Origin of the sequence: Paraburkholderia flagellata (assembly GCF_021390645.1) — a bacterium.
GTDB lineage: Bacteria > Pseudomonadota > Gammaproteobacteria > Burkholderiales > Burkholderiaceae > Paraburkholderia > Paraburkholderia flagellata.
Genome location: NZ_JAJEJT010000001.1, coordinates 2,376,150 through 2,394,467, shown reverse-complemented (window position 1 = coordinate 2,394,467; position 18,318 = coordinate 2,376,150). Strand labels below are relative to the sequence as shown.

The 18,318-nt window shown below is 66.6% G+C and carries 16 protein-coding genes; 4 read left to right on the top strand and 12 right to left on the bottom strand.

Translation table 11 applies throughout. From position 1 onward, the window contains the following. Positions 1-71 precede the first annotated feature (71 nt). The gene (locus L0U83_RS10675; protein ID WP_233882506.1) at positions 72-1,649 is read right to left on the bottom strand and encodes a UbiD family decarboxylase; all 1,578 of its coding nucleotides are present in this window, start codon (positions 1,647-1,649) and stop codon (positions 72-74) included. A gap of 651 nt (positions 1,650-2,300) precedes the next feature. Between L0U83_RS10675 and L0U83_RS10670 the strand changes: the two genes are divergently transcribed. Continuing rightward, on the top strand, positions 2,301-3,521 hold the full coding sequence (locus L0U83_RS10670; RefSeq protein WP_233882504.1) for a transglycosylase SLT domain-containing protein: 1,221 nt from the start codon (positions 2,301-2,303) through the stop codon (positions 3,519-3,521). 76 nt (positions 3,522-3,597) lie between these two features. Here L0U83_RS10670 and L0U83_RS10665 read toward each other — a convergent pair whose 3' ends face one another. The 4 genes from L0U83_RS10665 to ribBA form a co-directional block, all read right to left on the bottom strand. Next, complete coding sequence (locus tag L0U83_RS10665; protein WP_233882502.1) at positions 3,598-4,791, bottom strand: pyridoxal phosphate-dependent aminotransferase; 1,194 nt, start codon at positions 4,789-4,791, stop codon at positions 3,598-3,600. Between the two features lie 84 nt (positions 4,792-4,875). Beyond that, positions 4,876-5,310 (bottom strand): transcription antitermination factor NusB, encoded by a 435-nt coding sequence (gene nusB / locus L0U83_RS10660; protein ID WP_028205233.1) that lies wholly within the window; start codon positions 5,308-5,310, stop codon positions 4,876-4,878. Next, complete coding sequence (gene ribH, locus L0U83_RS10655; protein WP_112171437.1) at positions 5,307-5,822, bottom strand: 6,7-dimethyl-8-ribityllumazine synthase; 516 nt, start codon at positions 5,820-5,822, stop codon at positions 5,307-5,309. The genes nusB and ribH overlap by 4 nt, the downstream gene beginning before the upstream one ends. 57 nt (positions 5,823-5,879) lie before the next feature. Further along, a complete protein-coding gene (gene ribBA, locus L0U83_RS10650) occupies positions 5,880-7,046 on the bottom strand; it encodes a bifunctional 3,4-dihydroxy-2-butanone-4-phosphate synthase/GTP cyclohydrolase II (RefSeq protein WP_233882500.1) in 1,167 nt (388 codons plus the stop codon). A gap of 235 nt (positions 7,047-7,281) precedes the next feature. On the opposite strand from ribBA, the gene L0U83_RS10645 reads away from it, so the two are divergent. Together L0U83_RS10645 and L0U83_RS10640 are read left to right on the top strand one after the other, a co-directional pair. Beyond that, positions 7,282-7,563, top strand: a complete 282-nt coding sequence (locus L0U83_RS10645; RefSeq protein ID WP_233882498.1) for a type II toxin-antitoxin system RelE/ParE family toxin — start codon at positions 7,282-7,284, stop codon at positions 7,561-7,563. A gap of 11 nt (positions 7,564-7,574) precedes the next feature. Further along, positions 7,575-7,880 (top strand): HigA family addiction module antitoxin, encoded by a 306-nt coding sequence (locus L0U83_RS10640; RefSeq protein ID WP_233882490.1) that lies wholly within the window; start codon positions 7,575-7,577, stop codon positions 7,878-7,880. A 43-nt stretch (positions 7,881-7,923) separates the two neighbouring features. Here the strand turns inward: L0U83_RS10640 and L0U83_RS10635 are convergent, their stop codons facing one another. The 5 genes from L0U83_RS10635 to L0U83_RS10615 all read right to left on the bottom strand — a co-directional run bounded on the left by L0U83_RS10635 (position 7,924) and on the right by L0U83_RS10615 (position 14,170). Beyond that, the gene (locus L0U83_RS10635; RefSeq protein WP_233882485.1) at positions 7,924-9,759 is read right to left on the bottom strand and encodes an ABC transporter ATP-binding protein; all 1,836 of its coding nucleotides are present in this window, start codon (positions 9,757-9,759) and stop codon (positions 7,924-7,926) included. 405 nt (positions 9,760-10,164) lie between these two features. Continuing rightward, positions 10,165-10,803 carry a riboflavin synthase gene (locus L0U83_RS10630; protein ID WP_233882483.1) on the bottom strand — a complete coding sequence of 213 codons (639 nt, stop codon included), beginning with the start codon at positions 10,801-10,803 and terminating at the stop codon, positions 10,165-10,167. A 34-nt stretch (positions 10,804-10,837) separates the two neighbouring features. Next, the gene (gene ribD / locus L0U83_RS10625; RefSeq protein ID WP_233882482.1) at positions 10,838-11,956 is read right to left on the bottom strand and encodes a bifunctional diaminohydroxyphosphoribosylaminopyrimidine deaminase/5-amino-6-(5-phosphoribosylamino)uracil reductase RibD; all 1,119 of its coding nucleotides are present in this window, start codon (positions 11,954-11,956) and stop codon (positions 10,838-10,840) included. Positions 11,957-12,036: 80 nt separating this feature from the next. Further along, a complete protein-coding gene (gene hemL / locus L0U83_RS10620) occupies positions 12,037-13,362 on the bottom strand; it encodes a glutamate-1-semialdehyde 2,1-aminomutase (RefSeq protein WP_233882480.1) in 1,326 nt (441 codons plus the stop codon). 178 nt (positions 13,363-13,540) lie between these two features. Further along, complete coding sequence (locus L0U83_RS10615; protein ID WP_233882478.1) at positions 13,541-14,170, bottom strand: hypothetical protein; 630 nt, start codon at positions 14,168-14,170, stop codon at positions 13,541-13,543. 210 nt (positions 14,171-14,380) lie between these two features. Between L0U83_RS10615 and L0U83_RS10610 the strand changes: the two genes are divergently transcribed. Then, positions 14,381-15,613, top strand: coding sequence for a Bcr/CflA family multidrug efflux MFS transporter (locus tag L0U83_RS10610; protein WP_233882477.1), 1,233 nt, complete (start codon positions 14,381-14,383; stop codon positions 15,611-15,613). A gap of 72 nt (positions 15,614-15,685) precedes the next feature. On the opposite strand, the gene L0U83_RS10605 is transcribed toward L0U83_RS10610, so the two are convergent. Together L0U83_RS10605 and pgl are read right to left on the bottom strand one after the other, a co-directional pair. Further along, positions 15,686-17,602 carry a bifunctional transcriptional regulator/glucokinase gene (locus L0U83_RS10605; protein WP_233882475.1) on the bottom strand — a complete coding sequence of 639 codons (1,917 nt, stop codon included), beginning with the start codon at positions 17,600-17,602 and terminating at the stop codon, positions 15,686-15,688. Then, the gene (pgl, locus tag L0U83_RS10600) at positions 17,583-18,284 is read right to left on the bottom strand and encodes a 6-phosphogluconolactonase (protein WP_233882473.1); all 702 of its coding nucleotides are present in this window, start codon (positions 18,282-18,284) and stop codon (positions 17,583-17,585) included. Before pgl ends, L0U83_RS10605 begins: the two co-directional genes overlap by 20 nt. Positions 18,285-18,318 lie beyond the last annotated feature (34 nt).

Genomic DNA, 18,318 nt, shown 5'->3' with positions numbered 1-18,318 from the left:
CGCGGATCAATTGGCCGGCGTGGCGCCCGAGGCACCACGCCGGGTAACGCCGGGTCGCGAGGCGCGGCGCGCTAGCTGCGGCTAAGGCCGAGTTCGTCGTAGAGGCGATCGACGCGCGTCTTCACGGCCGCGTCCATCTCGATTGCGCGGCCCCATTCCCGATCCGTCTCTCCAGGCCACTTGTTGGTGGCGTCGAGCCCCATCTTCGAGCCGAGTCCGGCCACTGGCGAAGCGAAGTCGAGATAGTCGATCGGCGTGTTCTCGATGAGCACCGTGTCGCGCGCCGGATCGATACGCGTGGTGATCGCCCAGATCACCTCCTTCCAGTCGCGGATGTCGACATCATCGTCGACCACGACGATGAACTTTGTATACATGAACTGGCGCAGGAAGCTCCATACCCCGAACATCACGCGTTTTGCGTGCCCGGGGTAGCTCTTCTTCATCTGCACGATCGCCATGCGGTAGCTGCACCCCTCAGGCGGCAGATAGAAGTCGGTGATCTCGGGAAACTGCTTCTGGAGGAGCGGCACGAACACTTCGTTGAGCGCCACGCCGAGCACCGCGGGCTCGTCGGGCGGCTTGCCCGTGTAGGTCGAATGGTAGATCGCATCGCGGCGCATGGTGATGCGCTCAATCGTGAAGACGGGGAACCACTCCTGCTCGTTGTAGTAGCCCGTGTGGTCGCCATAGGGGCCTTCGAGCGCGTGCTCGTACGCGGCGCTCGCGCCTTTGGCAGGGCGTGGCGGCGCGCCGGCGGGTGCGGGGCCGGGCTCGCCCGCCTGCGGGTAGATGAAGCCCTCGAGCACGATCTCGGCGCGCGCGGGCACCTGGAGGGTGTCGACGCCGGGCGTCAGGCACTTTGCAAGCTCGGTGCGGGCGCCACGCAACAGGCCCGCGAACTGGTATTCGGAGAGCGTGTCGGGCACCGGCGTGACGGCGCCGAGGATCGTCGCGGGGTCAGCGCCAAGCACGACCGCCACGGGATACGGCTTGCCGGGGTTTTTCAGCGCGAACTCGCGGAAGTCGAGCGCGCCGCCGCGATGTGCGAGCCAGCGCATGATGAGCTTGTTGCGGCCTATGAGCTGCTGGCGGTAGATGCCGAGATTCTGGCGCGTCTTGTTGGGGCCGCGCGTGACGGTCAGGCCCCACGTGACGAGCGGGCCGGCGTCGCCGGGCCAGCAGGTCTGGATCGGCAGCTTCGCGAGATCGACGTCGTCGCCTTCCCAGACAATCTCCTGGCAGGGTGGCGCGCTCACGGTCTTCGGCGCCATGTCCCAGACTGCCTTGGCGAGCGTGAGGAGCTTGCCTGCGTCCTTCAGTCCGCGCGGTGGCTCGGGCTCCTTGAGCGCCGAGAGCAGGCGTCCCACGTCGCGCAGCGACTCCAGCGCGGCGCCGTCGCCGCCGCTTTCCGGCGCGTCGATGCCCATGCCGAGCGCGACGCGCCGGGGCGTGCCGAACAGATTGCCGAGGACCGGGAACGCGTGCGTGGAACGGTTCTCAAAGAGTAGGGCCGGGCCGCCGGCGCGCAGGACGCGGTCGCACAGCTCGGTCATTTCCAGCACCGGAGAGACAGCTTGTGGGACGCGGCGCAATTCGCCGAGCGTCTCCAGGCGACCAACGAAGTCGCGCAGGTCTTTGTATTTCATTGGGGCCAGTCGTGGACAACTCAGTGGGCAACTCGGCCGGCTCGCGCGGCCACTACGGGGCCGGATTCGGCAGCTGTGCGGCGGTTGCAGGGCGACTGCAGTTCGCGGCCGGCGCTTGAAGCCGGACGAAACGCGGCGTAACGATTGTCGATTTTACCTGTGTTGGCCGACGCACGCAGGTAGCCAATCCGCATAACAAGCCGCAGACCCCCTTGCCGCGTGGTTTCCGACCGATTGAACGGTGTTCATCATTACAATTAGTTATAGATTTGACATTCTATAGTATTGACGATCTATAACAGGCTGCTAGAATCCGTCCACACTGGTTGCAGGGTTTGAAATTTTTAACCACCTTCCCGGCCCTTCAGACGCAACGCGTCGCCGTTTTGCCGAACCCCTGCACGGCTTGCATACGGTCTAGATTGGTTGTCCTCGTCAGCGCACCTTCGTGCTGGCTTTTCGCGTGAGAACTCCCGGCGCGCGCATATTGCGTGCCTGGTTGTCCAGGAGGAGTTCCACCCACGGCGTACTTGCCGTTTTCCCGACATCGCTGCCGCACCAGCCAGGGCGCGCGGTGTCTTGATCCTGCTATTGGCCGTCTGCCTCGTGCCGACCCCACTGCCGGATCATGCAACATGGGGAGATCTGTAGATGAATACCTGGTTATCGTGGTGGCGCGCCGACGAGCGTGTAGCTCTTGGCTTGCGTGCGCTGCTGCGTCGTGGCACGCGCCTTAGCCATCACCTGTTCAGCATTGTTGGCGGCTGTGCCGTTGTGCTCGCGGTTGCCGTCTGGCTGCTGCCCACGTGGCGCGGCACGCTGGCCGCTCGCGTGATGCCCTTCGTCTCTGCGGCGGTACAGGCCGGCCCGGCACGTCTGCTGCAAGGCAACCCGCTGCCCTCGTTCGCGCCCCCTGGTGTCGCGACCGCCGACGACAACGCCGACGGCGCGATGCTGCCCACGGCGCTCGCGCCCGATGCCGGTGCGACTGGCCCTGCCGGCGCCACGGGCGTTTCGCCCGCTGGCTCCAACGGCACAGTCGCAAAGGTCGCGAACTCGGTGTCGAACGGCGGAATCGCCACGCTCGACGCCGTGACGCTCAACGGCCTTGATCCGCGTGCGCTGCCCACCAGTGTCGGCTCGCTGGCGCGCATGATTCCGCCCCAACGCATCACGCCTGACGCACGCGACGACCGTGCGCTCATCTCGGCGCGCGAGCAGGCGCTCGTCGCGACCTATCTGGCGCGTCGATACCGTGTGGCGCAGGAGCCGGTCGGCGAACTCGTGAAAGCGGCGTTCGATACCGGCCGCGAAGTGGGGCTCGATCCGCTGTTGCTGCTCGCCGTGATGGCGATCGAATCGGGCTTCAACCCGTACGCCGAAAGCGGTGTGGGCGCTAAGGGCCTCATGCAGGTCATGTCGAAGGTCCATTCGGACAAGTTCCAGTACTTCGGCGGCCAGCGCGCGGCGCTCGATCCGCTCGCGAACATCAAGGTCGGTGCGCTGGTGCTCAAGGATTGCATCGCGCGCGGCGGTTCGCTGCCGGGTGGCCTGCGCCTCTACGTCGGTTCGAGCTCGCCCGACGACGGCGGCTACGGCGCCAAGGTGATGGCCGAGCGCGGGCGTCTGCGCGACGTCGCCCGCGGCCGCAACGTGCCGATCAACGCGCCGCAGGCGCCCGCCACGACCACGGCCAGCTCGCCTGCGTCGCAGAAGGTGGCGAGCGTCAACGGCGAAAAGCGCGTGCACGTGACGCTCGACAGCGCCCACGCGATCGTCGAGAAGTCGTCGGCGAACAGCGGCTCCGATCAGGACGACGCCAGCACGAGCACGACGGCCCAGAAGCACGGTTCGCCCGAATTGGGCGCTTGAGCCTCTAGCTGAAAGGTCGGACGTAACGAAAAAAGGCACCCTCGGGTGCCTTTTTCTATTTCTCGACGCGTGTGGATCAGCGGCCGAAGAACGTATGCAGCCGGTCGACCGCTTCTTCCAGACGCTCGTACGCCGTGGCATACGAGAGCCGCACGTACTGGCGAGGCGCGGCGACGCCGAAGTCCATGCCGGGCACCATTACCGTGCCCGCGTCGTGCAGCATCGCGCGGGTGAGCGCGTCGCTGTCGCCGGCGGCAGGATGCGTGACGTTCGAGCAGTCGGCGTAGACGTAGAACGCGCCGTCGGGCATCACGGGCACCGTGAAGCCTAGCGACTCGAGCGCCGGTGCGATGAAGTCGCGGCGGCGCTTGAATTCCAGCCGGCGCGCTTCGTAGAGCTTGAGCGTGTCCGGCTCGAAGCAGGCGAGCGCGGCATGCTGCGCGAGCGCCGACGCGCAGATGAACAGGTTCTGCGCCAATTTCTCGAACGCACCAGTGAGCGAGGGCGGCACCACGAGCCAGCCCAGGCGCCAGCCGGTCATGTTGAAGTACTTCGAGAAGCTGTTGACGGTCACCACGTCGTCGCCGAACGAAAGCGCGGAGACGGGCGGTGCATCGTACGAAAGCCCCTGATAGATCTCGTCGACGATCGTGAAGCCGCCGCGCACGCGTACGGTTTGCACGATGCGCTTGAGTTCGTCGGGCTCGATCGACGTGCCGGTGGGGTTCGACGGCGAGGCGAGCAGCACGCCGCGTGTGCGCGGCGACCACAGGCGCTCGACATCGGCGGCGGTGAGCTGGTAGCGCGCTTGCGGGCCGCTCGGCACGAGCACGGGCTTGCCTTCCGCGGCGGCCACGAAGTGCCGGTTGCACGGATAGCAGGGGTCGGGCATCAGCACTTCGTCGTCGCGGTCGACGAGCGCCGTGCACGCGAGCAAGAGCGCAGCGGATGCACCCGCCGTCACGACGATGCGCGCGGGATCGACCGTCAGGCCGTACGCGTGCTGGTAGTGCGCGGCGATCGCCTCGCGCAGCGCGTGGATACCGAGTGCGCTCGTGTATTGGGTGACGCCGCGGCGCAGCGCGGCGGCGGCGGCCTCGACTACGGGCTCGGGCGCCGTGAAGTCCGGCTCGCCGATACCCATGTGGATGATGTCGCGTCCAGCGTGCTCAAGCTTCGCGGCTTCCTTCGCCAGTTCCATGACGTAGAAAGGCTGGATCTCGTCGACGCGCGCGGCTAGCCGCAGCAGCGGTTCGGCAACGGTGTTCATGCGGGTATTTCCAGTGCTGGCAGATCACGCGGCACGCGGGGCAGGGCGCTCAGGCGCACCCGCTTGCCCCGGCGGCGCGCGTTCTTACGACTTGCGTGCGTTTTGCGCTTCGGTGGCGCGCAATTGCGCCGCGAGCTTGTCGAGCACGCCGTTCACGTACTTGTAGCCGTCCGAGCCGCCAAAGGTCTTCGTGAGTTCGACCGCCTCGTTGATCACGACGCGATACGGAATGTCGACGTGATGCTTGAACTCGTAGGTCGCGACGAGCAGCACCGCGCGTTCGACCGGCGAAAGCTGCTCGATCGGACGGTCGAGGCACGGCGTGATGGAGGCGGACAGTTCGTCCGACTCGCGGATGACGCCGTGCAGGATCGCGTCTAGATGCTCGTGATCGGCCTTGTCATAGCCCTGCGAACCGCGCAGCTGCGCGTCGATCTCACCGGCGGGCACACCCGACAGCAGCCACTGATACAACCCCTGCGTGGCCAGTTCGCGGGAGCGGCGGCGCGCGCTCTTCATTGCTGTTCCTCTTCGTCTTCCTCATCTTCTTCGTCGTCGTCGCCGCCGTCGAGCTGCTCCAACGCTACCGTCAGGTTCGCCATTTCGACGGCGACACGCGCGGCGTCACGACCCTTTTCGGTCATGCGGGCGACGGCCTGCTCGTCGTTTTCGGTGGTGAGCACGGCATTCGCGATAGGCACGTTGAAGTCGAGCGAGACGCGTGAGATGCCCGAGCCGCTTTCGTTCGAGACGAGCTCGAAGTGGTACGTTTCGCCGCGTACCACCGCGCCGAGCGCGATCAGGGCGTCGAACTGGCCGCTTTCGGCGAGCTTTTGCAATGCGAGCGGGATTTCGAGTGCGCCCGGCACCGTGACGAGCAGCACGTCTTCGCCCGTCACGCCCAGGCGTTCGAGTTCTTCGATGCAGGCGTCGGCGAGGCCGTTGCAGACGGGTTCGTTAAAGCGCGACTGGACGATGCCGATGCGCAGTCCGTCGCCGTCGAGGTTCGGTTGGTATTGTCCGATTTCCATGTGGTGTCCGTAAGTTCGATTGAGCGTGGTGACGCGTGAAAAGTGTGCGATGCGACTTCAGGCGCGCGACGAGGCAGGATCAGAGGCTTCCGGCGGGCAGGGCGCTTCCGCGTTGCCGCCGGGCATCGGCACGAAGCCGGTGACTTCGAGACCGTAGCCCGACATGCTGCCGAGACGGCGCGGCTTCGAGAGCACCTGCATGCGGCCCACGCCGAGTTCACGCAGGATCTGCGCGCCGATGCCGTAGGTCTTGAAGTCCACGGGCCGGCGGGCGAGCGCCTCCGCGCGCTCTTTCTGATCGAACGCCTTGAAGACGTCGATCAGATGTTCCTTGGGTTCGCCGCAGTTGAGCATGACGATCACGCCCACGTCGCGCGACGCGATCTCGCGCATGGCGGCGTCGAGCGTCCACGAGTGCGTGGACGAGCCCGTTTCGAGCAGGTCCAGCACCGAGAGCGGCTCGTGCACGCGCACGGGCGTATCGACGCCAGGCTTGGGCGTGCCGCGCACGAGCGCGATGTGCGGCGTGCGCGTGGGGTGGTCGACGTACATGACCGCGCGGAACGGACCATGCGCGGTTTGCATGATGCGCTCGGCCACGCGCTCGACGATCGATTCGGTGCGGCTGCGATAGTGGATCAGGTCGGCGATGGTGCCGACCTTCAGGCCGTGCTCCTGCGCGAACTCCATGAGGTCGGGCAGGCGCGCCATCGTGCCGTCGTCCTTGATGACCTCGCAGATCACCGAGGCAGGCGTAAGTCCCGCGAGCGCCGTGAAGTCGCAGCCCGCTTCGGTGTGGCCCGCGCGCACGAGCACGCCGCCCGGCTGCGCCATGATCGGGAACACGTGGCCGGGCTGCACGATGTGCTCGGCGCGCGCGTCGTGCGCGACGGCGGCCTGGATCGTGCGGGCGCGGTCGGCGGCGGAAATGCCGGTCGTGACGCCTTCAGCGGCCTCGATGCTGACCGTGAACGCCGTGCCGTACTGCGTGCCGTTGCGGTAGGTCATAAGCGGCAGGTTGAGCAGCTTGCAGCGCTCCTGGGTGAGCGTGAGGCAGATCAGCCCGCGGCCGTACTTCGCCATGAAGTTGATGGCTTCAGGCGTGACGAACTCCGCAGCGATGACGAGGTCGCCCTCGTTTTCCCGGTCTTCTTCGTCGACGAGGATGACCATCCTGCCGGCTTTGAGCTCGGCGATGATCTCAGGGGTGGAGGCGAGCGTCATGTTGGGATTCTGGCTGCGATTTTGGCTGGAAAGGCCACATTTTACGCCACGCGGGCGGGCGCGTCGCCCAGAACGCGGGACGGCGCAGCGCCTTTTGCCCGGTGGCCCTGTCTTCTGGTGTGCCGGGGCGGGGGCGGGCGCCTGCCGATGTTGGCCGAACGGCCGACTGGCGGACGAATCGCCCATATTCCACGCTAGTAACGTTTGACGTTATTAACGTGATGCGTTACTATCCATGACGATTACCTCCTTTGCCTGCCGCGATACCGCGGCGCTTTTTGCCGGGCAACGCGTTGCCCGTTTCGTCGCCATTGAAGCGGTCGCGATGCGCAAGCTCCAGCAGATCCATGCGGCTGCCACGCTTGCGTTCCTGAGGGCGCCGCCGGGCAACCGGCTGGAGAGCCTCTGCGCGGAGATGGAAGGCTGGTACAGCATCCGCATCAATGCGCAATGGCGAATCTGTTTTCATTTCGCGTGCGGCGAGGCATCGGACGTACGCATCGTGGACTATCACTGAGGAGCAAAACCATGGCACGTGAAGTACCGCTTGCCACACCGGGCGAGATTTTGAACGAAGAGTGGCTCAAGCCGATGGGCCTCAGCCAGTACGCGCTCGCGAAGGCGATCGGCGTTCCGCCGCGCCGTATCAACGAGATCGTGCTCGGCAAGCGCGCCATCACGGCGGACACGGCAGTGCGCCTCGCGGTCTATTTCGGCACCGACGCGCGCAGCTGGATGGAATTGCAGGCCCACTTCGACACTGAAATCGCGAGTGAGGCGCTTGCCGAGGTGCTCGCGCGCATCACGCCGCACGTGCGCGCCGTTCCCGCCTGAGCCGGCTCGCGGCGGGAGGGCGCGAGCGCGAAGGCGAGTCGCTTCAGCGCAGGATCACGTCGTCGGCGAGCCCCTTCGTCAGTTCCAGCGCCTGACGCTCGAACAGGCGCCGGTACAGGCCGTTCTCGCGACGCACGAGCGCGTCGTGCGTGCCTTCCTCCGCTACGCGTCCGCGCTCGAGCACCAGCAGCCGGTCGAGCGCGCGCACGGTCGAAAGCCGGTGTGCGACGACCACGGTCGTACGGCCTTCCATGAGTCGCTCCATGGCTTGCTGAATCAGCACTTCGCTTTCGCTGTCGAGGCTCGAGGTCGCTTCGTCGAAAATCAGGATCGGCGCATTCGCGAGGAACGCGCGCGCGATCGCGACGCGCTGGCGCTCGCCGCCCGAGAGCTTCACGCCGCGTTCGCCCACGAGCGTGTCGTAGCCGTGCGGGAGCGCCATGATGAAGTCGTGGGCGCTCGCAAGCTTCGCCGCGCGCTCGATTTCGGCGTGCGTGGCGCCAGGCCGTGCGTAAGCGATGTTCTCGGCAAGCGAGCGGTGGAATAGCACCGGCTCCTGCTGCACGATGGCGATCTGCGAGCGCAGCGACGCCTGCTGGACGCGCGCAATGTCCTGGCCGTCGATCGTGATGCGCCCTCCGGAAACGTCGTAAAGGCGCTGGATCAGCTTGATGAGCGTCGTCTTGCCGGAGCCCGAATGACCGACGAGGCCCACGCGCTCGCCCGGCGAGATGCGTAGCGTGAGGTTCTCGTAGAGCGCCCTCGCATCCGCGTGCGCGCCATAACGGAACGTCATGTTCTCGAAGCGGATGTCACCCTGATCGACCACGATGGGCGGCGCGTCGGGCAGGTCCTCGATGCCGAGCGGTGACGCGTCGAGCATGACGAGCTCTTCCATGTCGTTGACCGATCGCTGCAGGTTGCGCACGTGCATGCCCACATCCCGCAAATAACCCTTGAGCAGGAAGAACAGCGTGAGCGCGAACGTAATGTCGCCAACGCTCGCGAGACCGCGTGCCCAAAGCAGCAGCGCCGCACCGAGGATGGCCGCCTGCATACCGACGAGCAGCGCGCCCTGCACGCCGCCGTTGAGCGTGCCGCGTTGCCACGTGCGTCGCGTGCGGCTGCTCCACTTCGATACGACGCGCGCGAGCCGCGCTTCCTCGCGCGTTTCCGCGCCGAAGGCTTTCACGACGGCGTTGCACGAAATTGAGTCAGCGAGCGCGCCGCCCATTTTCGTGTCCCACTGGTTCGCGAGCCGGGCCGAGGGCGCCACGTAAAAGAGCGATAGCGAGACCGTGATCGCCAGATACACCGCCGAGCCGAGGCCGACCACGAGGCCCATCACATGCCACTGCACCGCGAGCAGGATGGTCGAGCCGACCAGCATGACGAGCGACGGGAAGAGGGCGACGAGCAGCGTGTCGTTGAGCAGGTCGAGCGCCCACATGCCGCGTGTGACCTTGCGCACCGTGGAGCCCGCGAAGCTGTTCGCGTGCCAGTCCGTCGAGAAGCGCTGCACGCGGTGAAATGCCTGCGTGGCGATCTCGCTCATCATGCGCAGCGTCAGCGTGATGATGTTGCGGTACGCGGCCTGGCGCATGATCGTGCCGGCGAGCCCGAGCGCCGTGAGCGCCCAGAACGCGACGACTGCCGCATGCCACGCGGCGGCGCTGCTAGCGGCGCCGTCGTGGGTGAGGGCGTCGACGAGCTGGCCTGCGTAGTGCGGCGTGAGCACGTCTGCGAGCGCGCCGAGCAGCGAGGCGAGCGCAACGGCCGTGACGCGCGCCGGCTGGCGCGCCCAGTGCCGGAAAGTGAAGCCGAGGACCTTGCGGAACGTTTGTCCGCCCGATTCGGGTTTGTTATTTAGCTCTGTCATGGACAGCATGCTCCGGACGTGACGCCCGAAGACTCTCCTGAAGAAAGCATGAAGCGTTAAGACGGAAAACGGGATTCGCACGCCCTGGCATGCGTTGCCGGACGGCTTGACCTCGAATTCTCGGAATAACGGCGCGGCGTTTGAAAACATGCCGCGCAGGACGCGCTATGGCTGCGCTGGAAGCGGGAAGGTTGCGTGGCGAGACGCGACTTGCAACATCACCCAAACCATCGGCATGGCGGCGCTCGTTTCAATCGTTGCCAACTGTGCCTCCTTGTTCGATTCGGGTGATGGAAACGCGGCACGCCGTCCGGCGAGCGCGTAGGGAAAGGCTAAATTCTATCAGCGCCCCGGCGCGCCTGCTTGCGCGCCTGCGGGGCATGACTTGCGCTGGCTCAGCGTTCTTTAGTCTTGTGAGCCCGAATCTGCGGCCTTCTCGGTCGAAAGCATCCGCTCCACATAGCGCGCAATCAGATCGATCTCAAGATTCACCTTCGTGCCAGCCTGAAGGTGTTTGAGCGTGGTCACTTCCACGGTGTGGGGGATCAGATTGATCGAGAATTCGCAGCCATCCGCGCGATCGTCGACCGAATTGACCGTGAGGCTCACGCCGTTCACGGTGATCGAGCCCTTGTAGGCGAGATAGCGGCCGATTTCCGCCGGCGCGAGGATGCGCAACTCGTGCGACTCGCCCACGGGCGCAAAGCGCGTGACGGTGCCAAGACCGTCCACGTGACCCGAGACGATGTGGCCGCCCAGGCGGTCGTTCGCGCGCAGCGCCTTTTCGAGGTTCACTTCGCCCGTTGCCGCGAGGCCCATGGTGCGGTTCAGGCTTTCGCGCGAAACGTCGACGTCGAAGCTCGTTGCCGACTTCTCGATGACGGTCATGCACGCGCCCTGGATCGCGATGCTGTCGCCGAGCTCCACGTCGTCGAGGTCGAGGCTGCCCGCGTTGACGGTGAGGCGCACACCGGCGTCGGCTTGCGTGCCGAGCGGTTTGATCGATTCGATGCGGCCCACTGCCGCGACGATTCCGGTAAACATCGTGCTGTTCCTTGTGTTCAGTGCATCAGTGAGGTCAGGCGTCTTGCGTCGTGACGACGCGCGCAAGAATGCGCAGGTCGTTGCCGAGACGATCGACGGAATGAAATGCGAGGCGCGTGCGCTCATCGAGCGTCGCGGGCGCGGCGATGTCGATCATGCCGAGCGAGTTCGTGCCGAGCAGCGAAGGCGCCACGTACACGAGCAACTCATCCACACAGCCTTCGCGCAGGAGCGACCCGTTGAGTTTGTAGCCGGCTTCCACGTGCAGTTCGTTCACGCCGCGCGCGGCGAGTTCCGTGAGCATGGCCGGCAGATCCACCTTGCCTCGATCGTTGCCAAGCGCAACGATTTCGGCGCCGCGCACGCGCAGCGCTTCGGCGCGTTCTTCGTTACTTGCGTCGAGCGCCGCGCAGAACACGAGCGTCGGCGCGCCCACGAAGATTTGCGCGAGCGGCGAGGCGTCGAGCCGGCTGTCGATGAGCACGCGTTTGGGCTGGCGTGGCGTGTCGACGGCGCGCACGGTCATGCGCGGATCGTCTTCCTTCACCGTGCCGATACCCGTGAGGATGGCCGAGGCGCGCGCGCGCCAGGCGTGGCCGTCGGCGCGCGCGGCCTCGCCCGTGATCCATTGGCTTTCGCCCGAGGGCAGGCCCGTGCGGCCGTCGAGCGACGCGGCCATCTTCATGCGCACCCACGGGCGCTTGCGCGTCATGCGCGAAACGAAGCCGATGTTCAGCTCCCGCGCCTCGTTGGCCAGCAGCCCGCAACGCACGTCGATACCCGCGTCGCGCAGGATCGACAGACCGCGCCCCGACACGAGCGGGTTCGGGTCTTCCATCGCCGCGATGACGCGCCCGATCTTCGCTTCGATCAACGCGTTCGCACAGGGCGGCGTGCGGCCGAAGTGGCTGCACGGCTCGAGCGTCACATAGGCAGTCGCGCCGCGCAGGTCGTGGCCGCGCGCGCGGGCGTCCTTCATCGCCTGGATTTCGGCGTGATCGTGGCCAGCCGGCTGCGTGAAACCCTCGCCGATCACCACGCCGTCCTTCACCAGCACGCAGCCCACGCGCGGGTTCGGGTCGGTCGTGTACAGGCCGCGCTGCGCGAGCGCGAGCGCACGCTCCATGTGGACGAAATCGGATTGCGAAAACATCGTCGGGCTTTCTCTCGGGCGGCGGTCAGGTGGGGCCGGCGGGGCGCGCGCCTCTCGCCGGCTGTCGGTAGCGTGAGGCCTTACTGCGTCACGTTTTCAGCCGCGGCTTCCGCTGCGAACGCGCTGCGCGCCGCGGCGATCGTCTCGTCGAGGATCGCGTCGTCGTGCGCGCTCGACACGAAGCCTGCCTCGTAGGCCGAAGGCGCGAAGTAGACGCCCGCGTCCAGCATGCGGTGGAAGAAGCGGTTGAAGCGCGCGATGTCGCTCTTCGTGACCTCGGCGAAGCTGCCCGGCACCTTGTCCGCGAAATAGAGGCCGAACATGCCGCCCACCGAATCCGCGACGAACGGCACCTTCGTTTCGCTCGCGGCGGCCGTTAGCCCCTTCGCGAGACGCTCGGTCTTCGCCGTGAGCTGCTCGTAGAAGCCGGGCGCCTGGATGAGCTGCAGCGTCTTCAGACCCGCCGCGACCGCGATCGGGTTGCCCGAAAGCGTGCCCGCCTGGTACACCGTGCCGTTGGGCGCGAGGTGATCCATGATCTCGCGACGGCCGCCGAACGCTGCCGCAGGCATGCCGCCGCCGATCACCTTGCCGAGGCACACCATATCCGCCTCGACGCCATAGAGCGCCTGCGCGCCACGCAGGCCGACGCGGAAACCGCACATCACTTCGTCGAAGATCAGCACGCTGCCGTGCTTCGCCGTGAGGCTGCGCAGCGCGCCGATGAATTCGGGCGTGGCCTTCACGAGGTTCATGTTGCCCGCGACCGGCTCGACGATCACCGCGGCGATCTCGTCGCCGAACGCCTTGAATGCTTCTTCGAGCGCCGCGACGTTGTTGTATTCGAGCACCGTGGTGTGCTTCGCGATGTCCACGGGCACGCCCGCCGAAGTCGGGTTGCCGAACGTGAGGAGGCCCGAGCCCGCCTTCACGAGCAGGCTGTCGGCGTGGCCGTGGTAGCAGCCCTCGAACTTCACGATGCGATCGCGCTTCGTGAAGCCGCGCGCGAGACGCAGCGCGCTCATGGTCGCCTCGGTGCCGCTCGACACCATACGCACTTGCTCCATCGACGGGACGATCTTGCAGATTTCCTCGGCGATCTCGATCTCGGCCTCGGTAGGCGCGCCAAACGAGAAGCCGTTCGCGAGCACGCGCTGCACGGCTTCGAGCACTTCCGGATGCACGTGGCCGACGATCATCGGGCCCCACGAGCCGATGTAGTCGATATAGCGCTTGCCCTCGGCGTCCCAGAAGTACGGGCCTTGCGCGCGCTCGATGAAGCGCGGCGTGCCGCCGACCGAGCGGAACGCGCGCACGGGCGAATTCACGCCGCCTGGAATGGTGCGCTGGGCGCGTGCGAAGAGGGCTTCGTTGCGATTCGGCGAGCTGGACTGGGCGTTGGACATGAGTGCTGGACCTGCGAAAGTGGTGTGGCGCGCGGCGCTGACGAAAGGGGCCGGCGTACGGACCCATGCGGCGCCGCAAGGGCGCGGGCGATGGGGCTGTTCTCTCGAAATTGTACCGGAGTCGCGCGGATCGGGCCGGAGCCCCCGGTTGGCTTGGGCCTTCACCGGGCGGCCGGATTCAGCGCGTTTGCTGGCTACGTTTGCGGATTGGCGGCGCGACGTGCGGCGCCGTGTCGCGCGGGTCGACTTTCACGGCGGCGCGTTTGCGGGCGGGCCGAGTTGCGGCCGGTGCAGGTGCATCGTTCGGCGCTGATGCCATGTGCGCATCGTGCCACGCCTGCATGGCCGCGAGAGCCGGCGCCGGCATTGGCCGCCGCCCGGTCAACTCCGCCCAGCGTTTTTCCAGCGCGCCTTCCGCAACCGGCTTGATGACCGTGCCTGAACTCTGCGCGTCCCAGGTCTGTACCGAAAACGGATGAGGCCGCAATTCGTCGCGCGCGATGACCACTTCCTCGCCGGCGTCGACGAGCCAGTCGTAGACAAAATCGATACACAGCCTGTACCCGCGCTTGTACTTGGCGTCCGGCACCTCGTAGGGCGCGCGCGTGACGTAGCCGGAACCGAAGAGCCCACGCGGCTCGGCGGCGACGCGGTGCAGGAACACCCGGTCGCCCGGCAGGATGCCGCGCGCGAAGCCGCATCCCCACGTGTCGGCGACGGCTTCCCCGGCGCGCACGCGGCGCGCGAAGTCGGGCAGTTCGGGCCAGGGCCACTTCTTGGGGCTCCAGATGAGCAGGAAGGCAGTCATGTCGGCGACGTGGCAAGGTGAGCGAAAGCGGGCAGCTTAGCGCAAAGCCGCGGCGATGCCGCATGCGGCGCGGTGCAGGGCGGCGATGGGCGGAAAAGGGGCGTCAGGTACAATTCGACGGCACTGCGTCGCCGATTTGTCCGCTCCCGCAGCGACGGATCAATCGGCCCATGACATCGAGCCCGCGCGAGCTCCGCCGCCATACACACCATGTCCCATTCCCCACGCCGCCGGCCCGATGGCCGGCTGATCCTGTTGCTGGGCGCACTCGCCGCCTGTGGCCCGCTCGCCACCGACATGTATCTGCCAAGCCTGCCAGCCATCGCGCAGTCGTTCGGCGTGAGCGCCGCCGCCGCGGCCTCGACGCTCACGAGCTTCATGGCCGGCTTCTCGATCGGCATGCTGCTCTACGGCCCGGTGTCCGACGCCTATGGCCGCCGCCCCGTGCTGCTCGGCGGCATCGCGCTCTTCACGCTGGCCAGCATTGCCTGCTGGCTCTCGTTCTCGGTGGGCGAACTCGTGATCGTGCGCTTTCTTCAGGCGCTAGGCGCGGGCGCGGCCTCAGTGCTTTCGCGGGCCATCGCGCGCGACGCCCACGAGCCTTCCGACGCCGCCAAAGTCCTCTCGATGGTCGCGATCGTCACGGCGATCGGGCCGCTGCTTGCGCCGCTCATCGGCGGACAGTTGCTGCTGCTCGGCGGCTGGCGCGTGGTGTTCGTCGTGCTCACGCTCTTCGGCCTCGCGTGTGCCGTGGCGGCCTACCTGCGCGTGCCGGAAACCTGGCCGCCGGAAAAGCGCGAAAGCGCAGCCGTGCTGCGCTCGTTCGCGGCTTATGGACGCTTGCTGCGCGATCCGCTCGTCTGGGGGCACATGCTCTGCGGCGGCATGGCGTTCGCCGCGATGTTCACGTATATCTCGGCCACGCCGTTCGTCTACATCGAGTATTTCCACGTTTCGCCGCAGCACTACGGGTTCTTCTTCGGCGCGAACGTGTTCGGCATCATGCTCGGCAACTTCCTCAACACGCGCTTCATCGGGCGTCTCGGCACGCTGCGCATGGTGTCGATCGCGTCAAGCGTGAGCATCGGCGCGTCGCTCTTCGTTGCGCTCATGTGCGTAACGGGTTGGGGCGGTCTGTGGTCGATCGTGTTTGGCCTTTTCTTCGTGGTGAGCGTGGTGGGGCTGCTCGGCGCGAACTGCGCGACCGATCTCATGTATCGCTATCCGAAGAATGCGGGCGCGGCAGCGGCCGTATTCGGCGCGACGCAGCTTGCCCTCGGTGCGCTCGCAAGCGCCGTGGTCGGCTGGTTCCCGGGCATCTCGCCGTTCGGCATGGGCGTGACGATCGGCGTGTGTGGCCTGTTCACGTGGGTGGGACGCGCGCTCGTCGTGAAGTGGCACGGCACGCCGGCGCCGGATACGGTGCAAACCGCCACGCCGTGACGGCAACATAGCGCGCAACGAAAATGGGACGCCGAGGCGTCCCATTTTTTTCATCGCTCGAACGAGCGGACTTCAGTCGCGCGCCGTAGGCGACGCGCCGTGGCTCAGCCAGTCGAGCACGGCCGATGCGTCGTCGTCGGCATGCTCGCGCGCCTTTTCGACGGCATTGCCCAGATCCGCATCGGGCGAAGCGCGGCGAATCGCGACGCCCACCGCGAGGATGTCGATCATCAGCAGATGCAGAATGCGCGAGATCATCGAAAGCTGCGACTCGCGCATCTCGATGTGATCGGTTTCGAGCGCCACGGTCGCGCGCTTGGCGAGCGGCGTGTTGCTCGACGTGATTGCGATCACCTTCGCGCCCGCTTGCATCGCGACGTCGAGTACGCGCAGCAGTTCCGGCGCGCGGCCCGACTTCGAAACGGCCACGATCACGTCGCCCTTGCCGAGCAGCGCGGCGGAAGCGGCCTGCATGTACAGGTCGCCATAGGCGATGGTCGGGATGCCGAAGCGGAAGAACTTGTAGTGCGCGTCCTGCGCGACGATGTGCGAATTGCCGAGGCCATAGAACTCGATGCGGCGCGCGCCATTGAGCAGCGTGATCGCATTCTCGACTTGCTCGAAGTTCAGGTGTTCGCGCAATTGCAGGATGGCCGAGACGGTGTTGTCGAGCACCTTCGCGCCGAAGTCCGTGGCGGTGTCGCCCAGATGCACCTGGCTGTGGCTTACCGGAATCGTGCCCGTCAAGCCCGTGGCGAGCTTGAGCTTGAAGTCCGAGAGGCCCTGGCAGCCAAGCGAGCGGCAGAAGCGGATGACCGTGGGCTGGCTCACGTCGGCCTTGCGCGCGATATCGACGATCGGATCGTTGATGATCGAGCGCGGATGGTTGAGCGCGAGGTCGGCCACGCGGCGCTCGGCGGGGGTGAGCGCGTCGCGCATCTGGCGAATGCGTTCGAACACGGCCGACGATCCGGCGCCCGCGCGATTCGAAAGCTGCTCCGCGAGAATGGCCGAAACGCCGAGGAACGCCGGATACTCCGCCGTGATGACGTAGGTGGGCACGTTCGCGAGATAGGTGTCGAAACGGCCTTTGGACTCGAAGCGCTGGCGAAACGACGAGCGCGTGAACAGTTCGCCCAGGCGCGGCACCACGCCACCGCCGATGTAGATGCCGCCGAGCGAACCGAGCGTCATCGCGATGTTGCCCGCGAAGCTGCCGAGAATGCCGCAGAAGCATTCGACGGTCTCGACCGCGAGCGCTTCGCCATCATGGGCGCGCTTCACGATTTCGGCCGGGTTGATCTCCGCGGGCACTTTCTTCTTGTCGCGTGCGGCGAGCGCGCGATAGATGAGCTCGACGCCGGGCCCCGCGCACACGCGCTCGAACGACACATGCGGCCACTTCTTGCGCGCGAACTGCAGCACGATGTCTTCGCGCTCGTCCTGCGGCGAGAAGCTTGCGTGGCCGCCTTCGCTGCCGAGCGCGATCCAGCGGTCGTCGGCGGGAATGAGACCCGAGACGCCGAGACCCGTGCCCGGACCGAGCAGGCCGATCACGCTGTTCTGGCGGCGCTGGCCGCCGCCCACCTGCACGCGCTGCGAGTCGGTCAGGCCGGGCAGCGCCATGGCGAGCGCGGTGAAATCGTTGACGACCAGCAGCGTGTCGAAGCCAAGCGCGCGGCGCGTCGCTTCGATCGAGAAGGTCCAGTCGTGATTGGTCATGCGCACCTGGTCGCCGTCGACCGGATTCGCAATGGCGATGGCCGCATGATTCACGCGACCGATCTTGTTGTCCTTCAGGTATTGCTGGATCACTTCCGCCACGCCCGGATACTGCGCGCACGGATACACGCGCACCTGGCCGATCTCGCCGGGACGCGTTTCCAGCGCGAAGCGCGCATTGGTTCCGCCGATGTCGGCGAGCAGCCTCGGACCGTCGGCGTGCTGGCCTGCGCCAGGGGCGTTTTTATTAGGCGCACCAGTAGACATCGAGTCTCACTCCCTTGTCGTTCGCCAGCTTCGAGATGGCGTTGTTTTGTTCGGCCGCGGCGGCCTGCTGCAGCACTTCGAGCTTGCGCTGTCCCGCGATCAGCAGGAACAGCCGATCGACCTGGCGCAGCGCCTGCATCGACCACGAAACGCGCGCGTGCGGCGCGGCCTGCGGATGCACGGCCACGAACGGGCGCGCCGTGGTGATCGCTTCGTGCCATTCGGGGGCATCGGCGAAAATCGAGGCCGTATGGCCATCCTCGCCCATGCCGAGCACGGCGACGCTCGGAAGCTTGCGGGCCGGGTCGGCGTTGAGTGCGGCGACGTGTGCGTCGAGATCCTGCGCCACATCGACGAGCGGCAGGAAGCGCGCGCTGGCCGCTTCGTGCGTGAGCAGCGTCTCGCGCGCGAGGCGCGCGTTGCTCGCGGAGTCGGTGTCGGGCACCCAGCGGTCGTCGACGAGCGTGACGTCGATGTGCGCCCAGTCGAAGCGGTGCGTCGAAAGGGTCTCGAGGAAGGGGCGCGGGCTCGTGCCGCCGGAGACGGCGAGCGTTGCACGGCGCACGGTAGTACCGGGCGCCGCTTGCTGAGCGGCGAGCGACGCATGTAGCGCGTCTCCCACGGCTCGCGCCAGCGCGTCGGATTGGACGCGCGGGTCGTCGAATACGTGAAGCTCGATCACTTCTCCTCCATGCTGCTTTTTTGTAGGTCTACAG

Excerpts from the sequence above, each read along its gene's own strand:
- L0U83_RS10665 (WP_233882502.1), bottom strand. The coding sequence starts at position 4,791 with ATGAACACCGTTGCCGAACCGCTGCTGCGGCTAGCCGCGCGCGTCGAC.
- L0U83_RS10670 (WP_233882504.1), top strand. The coding sequence starts at position 2,301 with ATGAATACCTGGTTATCGTGGTGGCGCGCCGACGAGCGTGTAGCTCTT.
- L0U83_RS10645 (WP_233882498.1), top strand. The coding sequence starts at position 7,282 with ATGACGATTACCTCCTTTGCCTGCCGCGATACCGCGGCGCTTTTTGCC.
- L0U83_RS10675 (WP_233882506.1), bottom strand. The coding sequence starts at position 1,649 with ATGAAATACAAAGACCTGCGCGACTTCGTTGGTCGCCTGGAGACGCTC.
- L0U83_RS10610 (WP_233882477.1), top strand. The coding sequence starts at position 14,381 with ATGTCCCATTCCCCACGCCGCCGGCCCGATGGCCGGCTGATCCTGTTG.
- ribBA (WP_233882500.1), bottom strand. The coding sequence starts at position 7,046 with ATGACGCTCGCCTCCACCCCTGAGATCATCGCCGAGCTCAAAGCCGGC.
- L0U83_RS10635 (WP_233882485.1), bottom strand. The coding sequence starts at position 9,759 with ATGACAGAGCTAAATAACAAACCCGAATCGGGCGGACAAACGTTCCGC.
- L0U83_RS10615 (WP_233882478.1), bottom strand. The coding sequence starts at position 14,170 with ATGACTGCCTTCCTGCTCATCTGGAGCCCCAAGAAGTGGCCCTGGCCC.
- L0U83_RS10630 (WP_233882483.1), bottom strand. The coding sequence starts at position 10,803 with ATGTTTACCGGAATCGTCGCGGCAGTGGGCCGCATCGAATCGATCAAA.
- L0U83_RS10640 (WP_233882490.1), top strand. The coding sequence starts at position 7,575 with ATGGCACGTGAAGTACCGCTTGCCACACCGGGCGAGATTTTGAACGAA.
- hemL (WP_233882480.1), bottom strand. The coding sequence starts at position 13,362 with ATGTCCAACGCCCAGTCCAGCTCGCCGAATCGCAACGAAGCCCTCTTC.
- nusB (WP_028205233.1), bottom strand. The coding sequence starts at position 5,310 with ATGAAGAGCGCGCGCCGCCGCTCCCGCGAACTGGCCACGCAGGGGTTG.
- ribH (WP_112171437.1), bottom strand. The coding sequence starts at position 5,822 with ATGGAAATCGGACAATACCAACCGAACCTCGACGGCGACGGACTGCGC.
- L0U83_RS10605 (WP_233882475.1), bottom strand. The coding sequence starts at position 17,602 with ATGTCTACTGGTGCGCCTAATAAAAACGCCCCTGGCGCAGGCCAGCAC.
- ribD (WP_233882482.1), bottom strand. The coding sequence starts at position 11,956 with ATGTTTTCGCAATCCGATTTCGTCCACATGGAGCGTGCGCTCGCGCTC.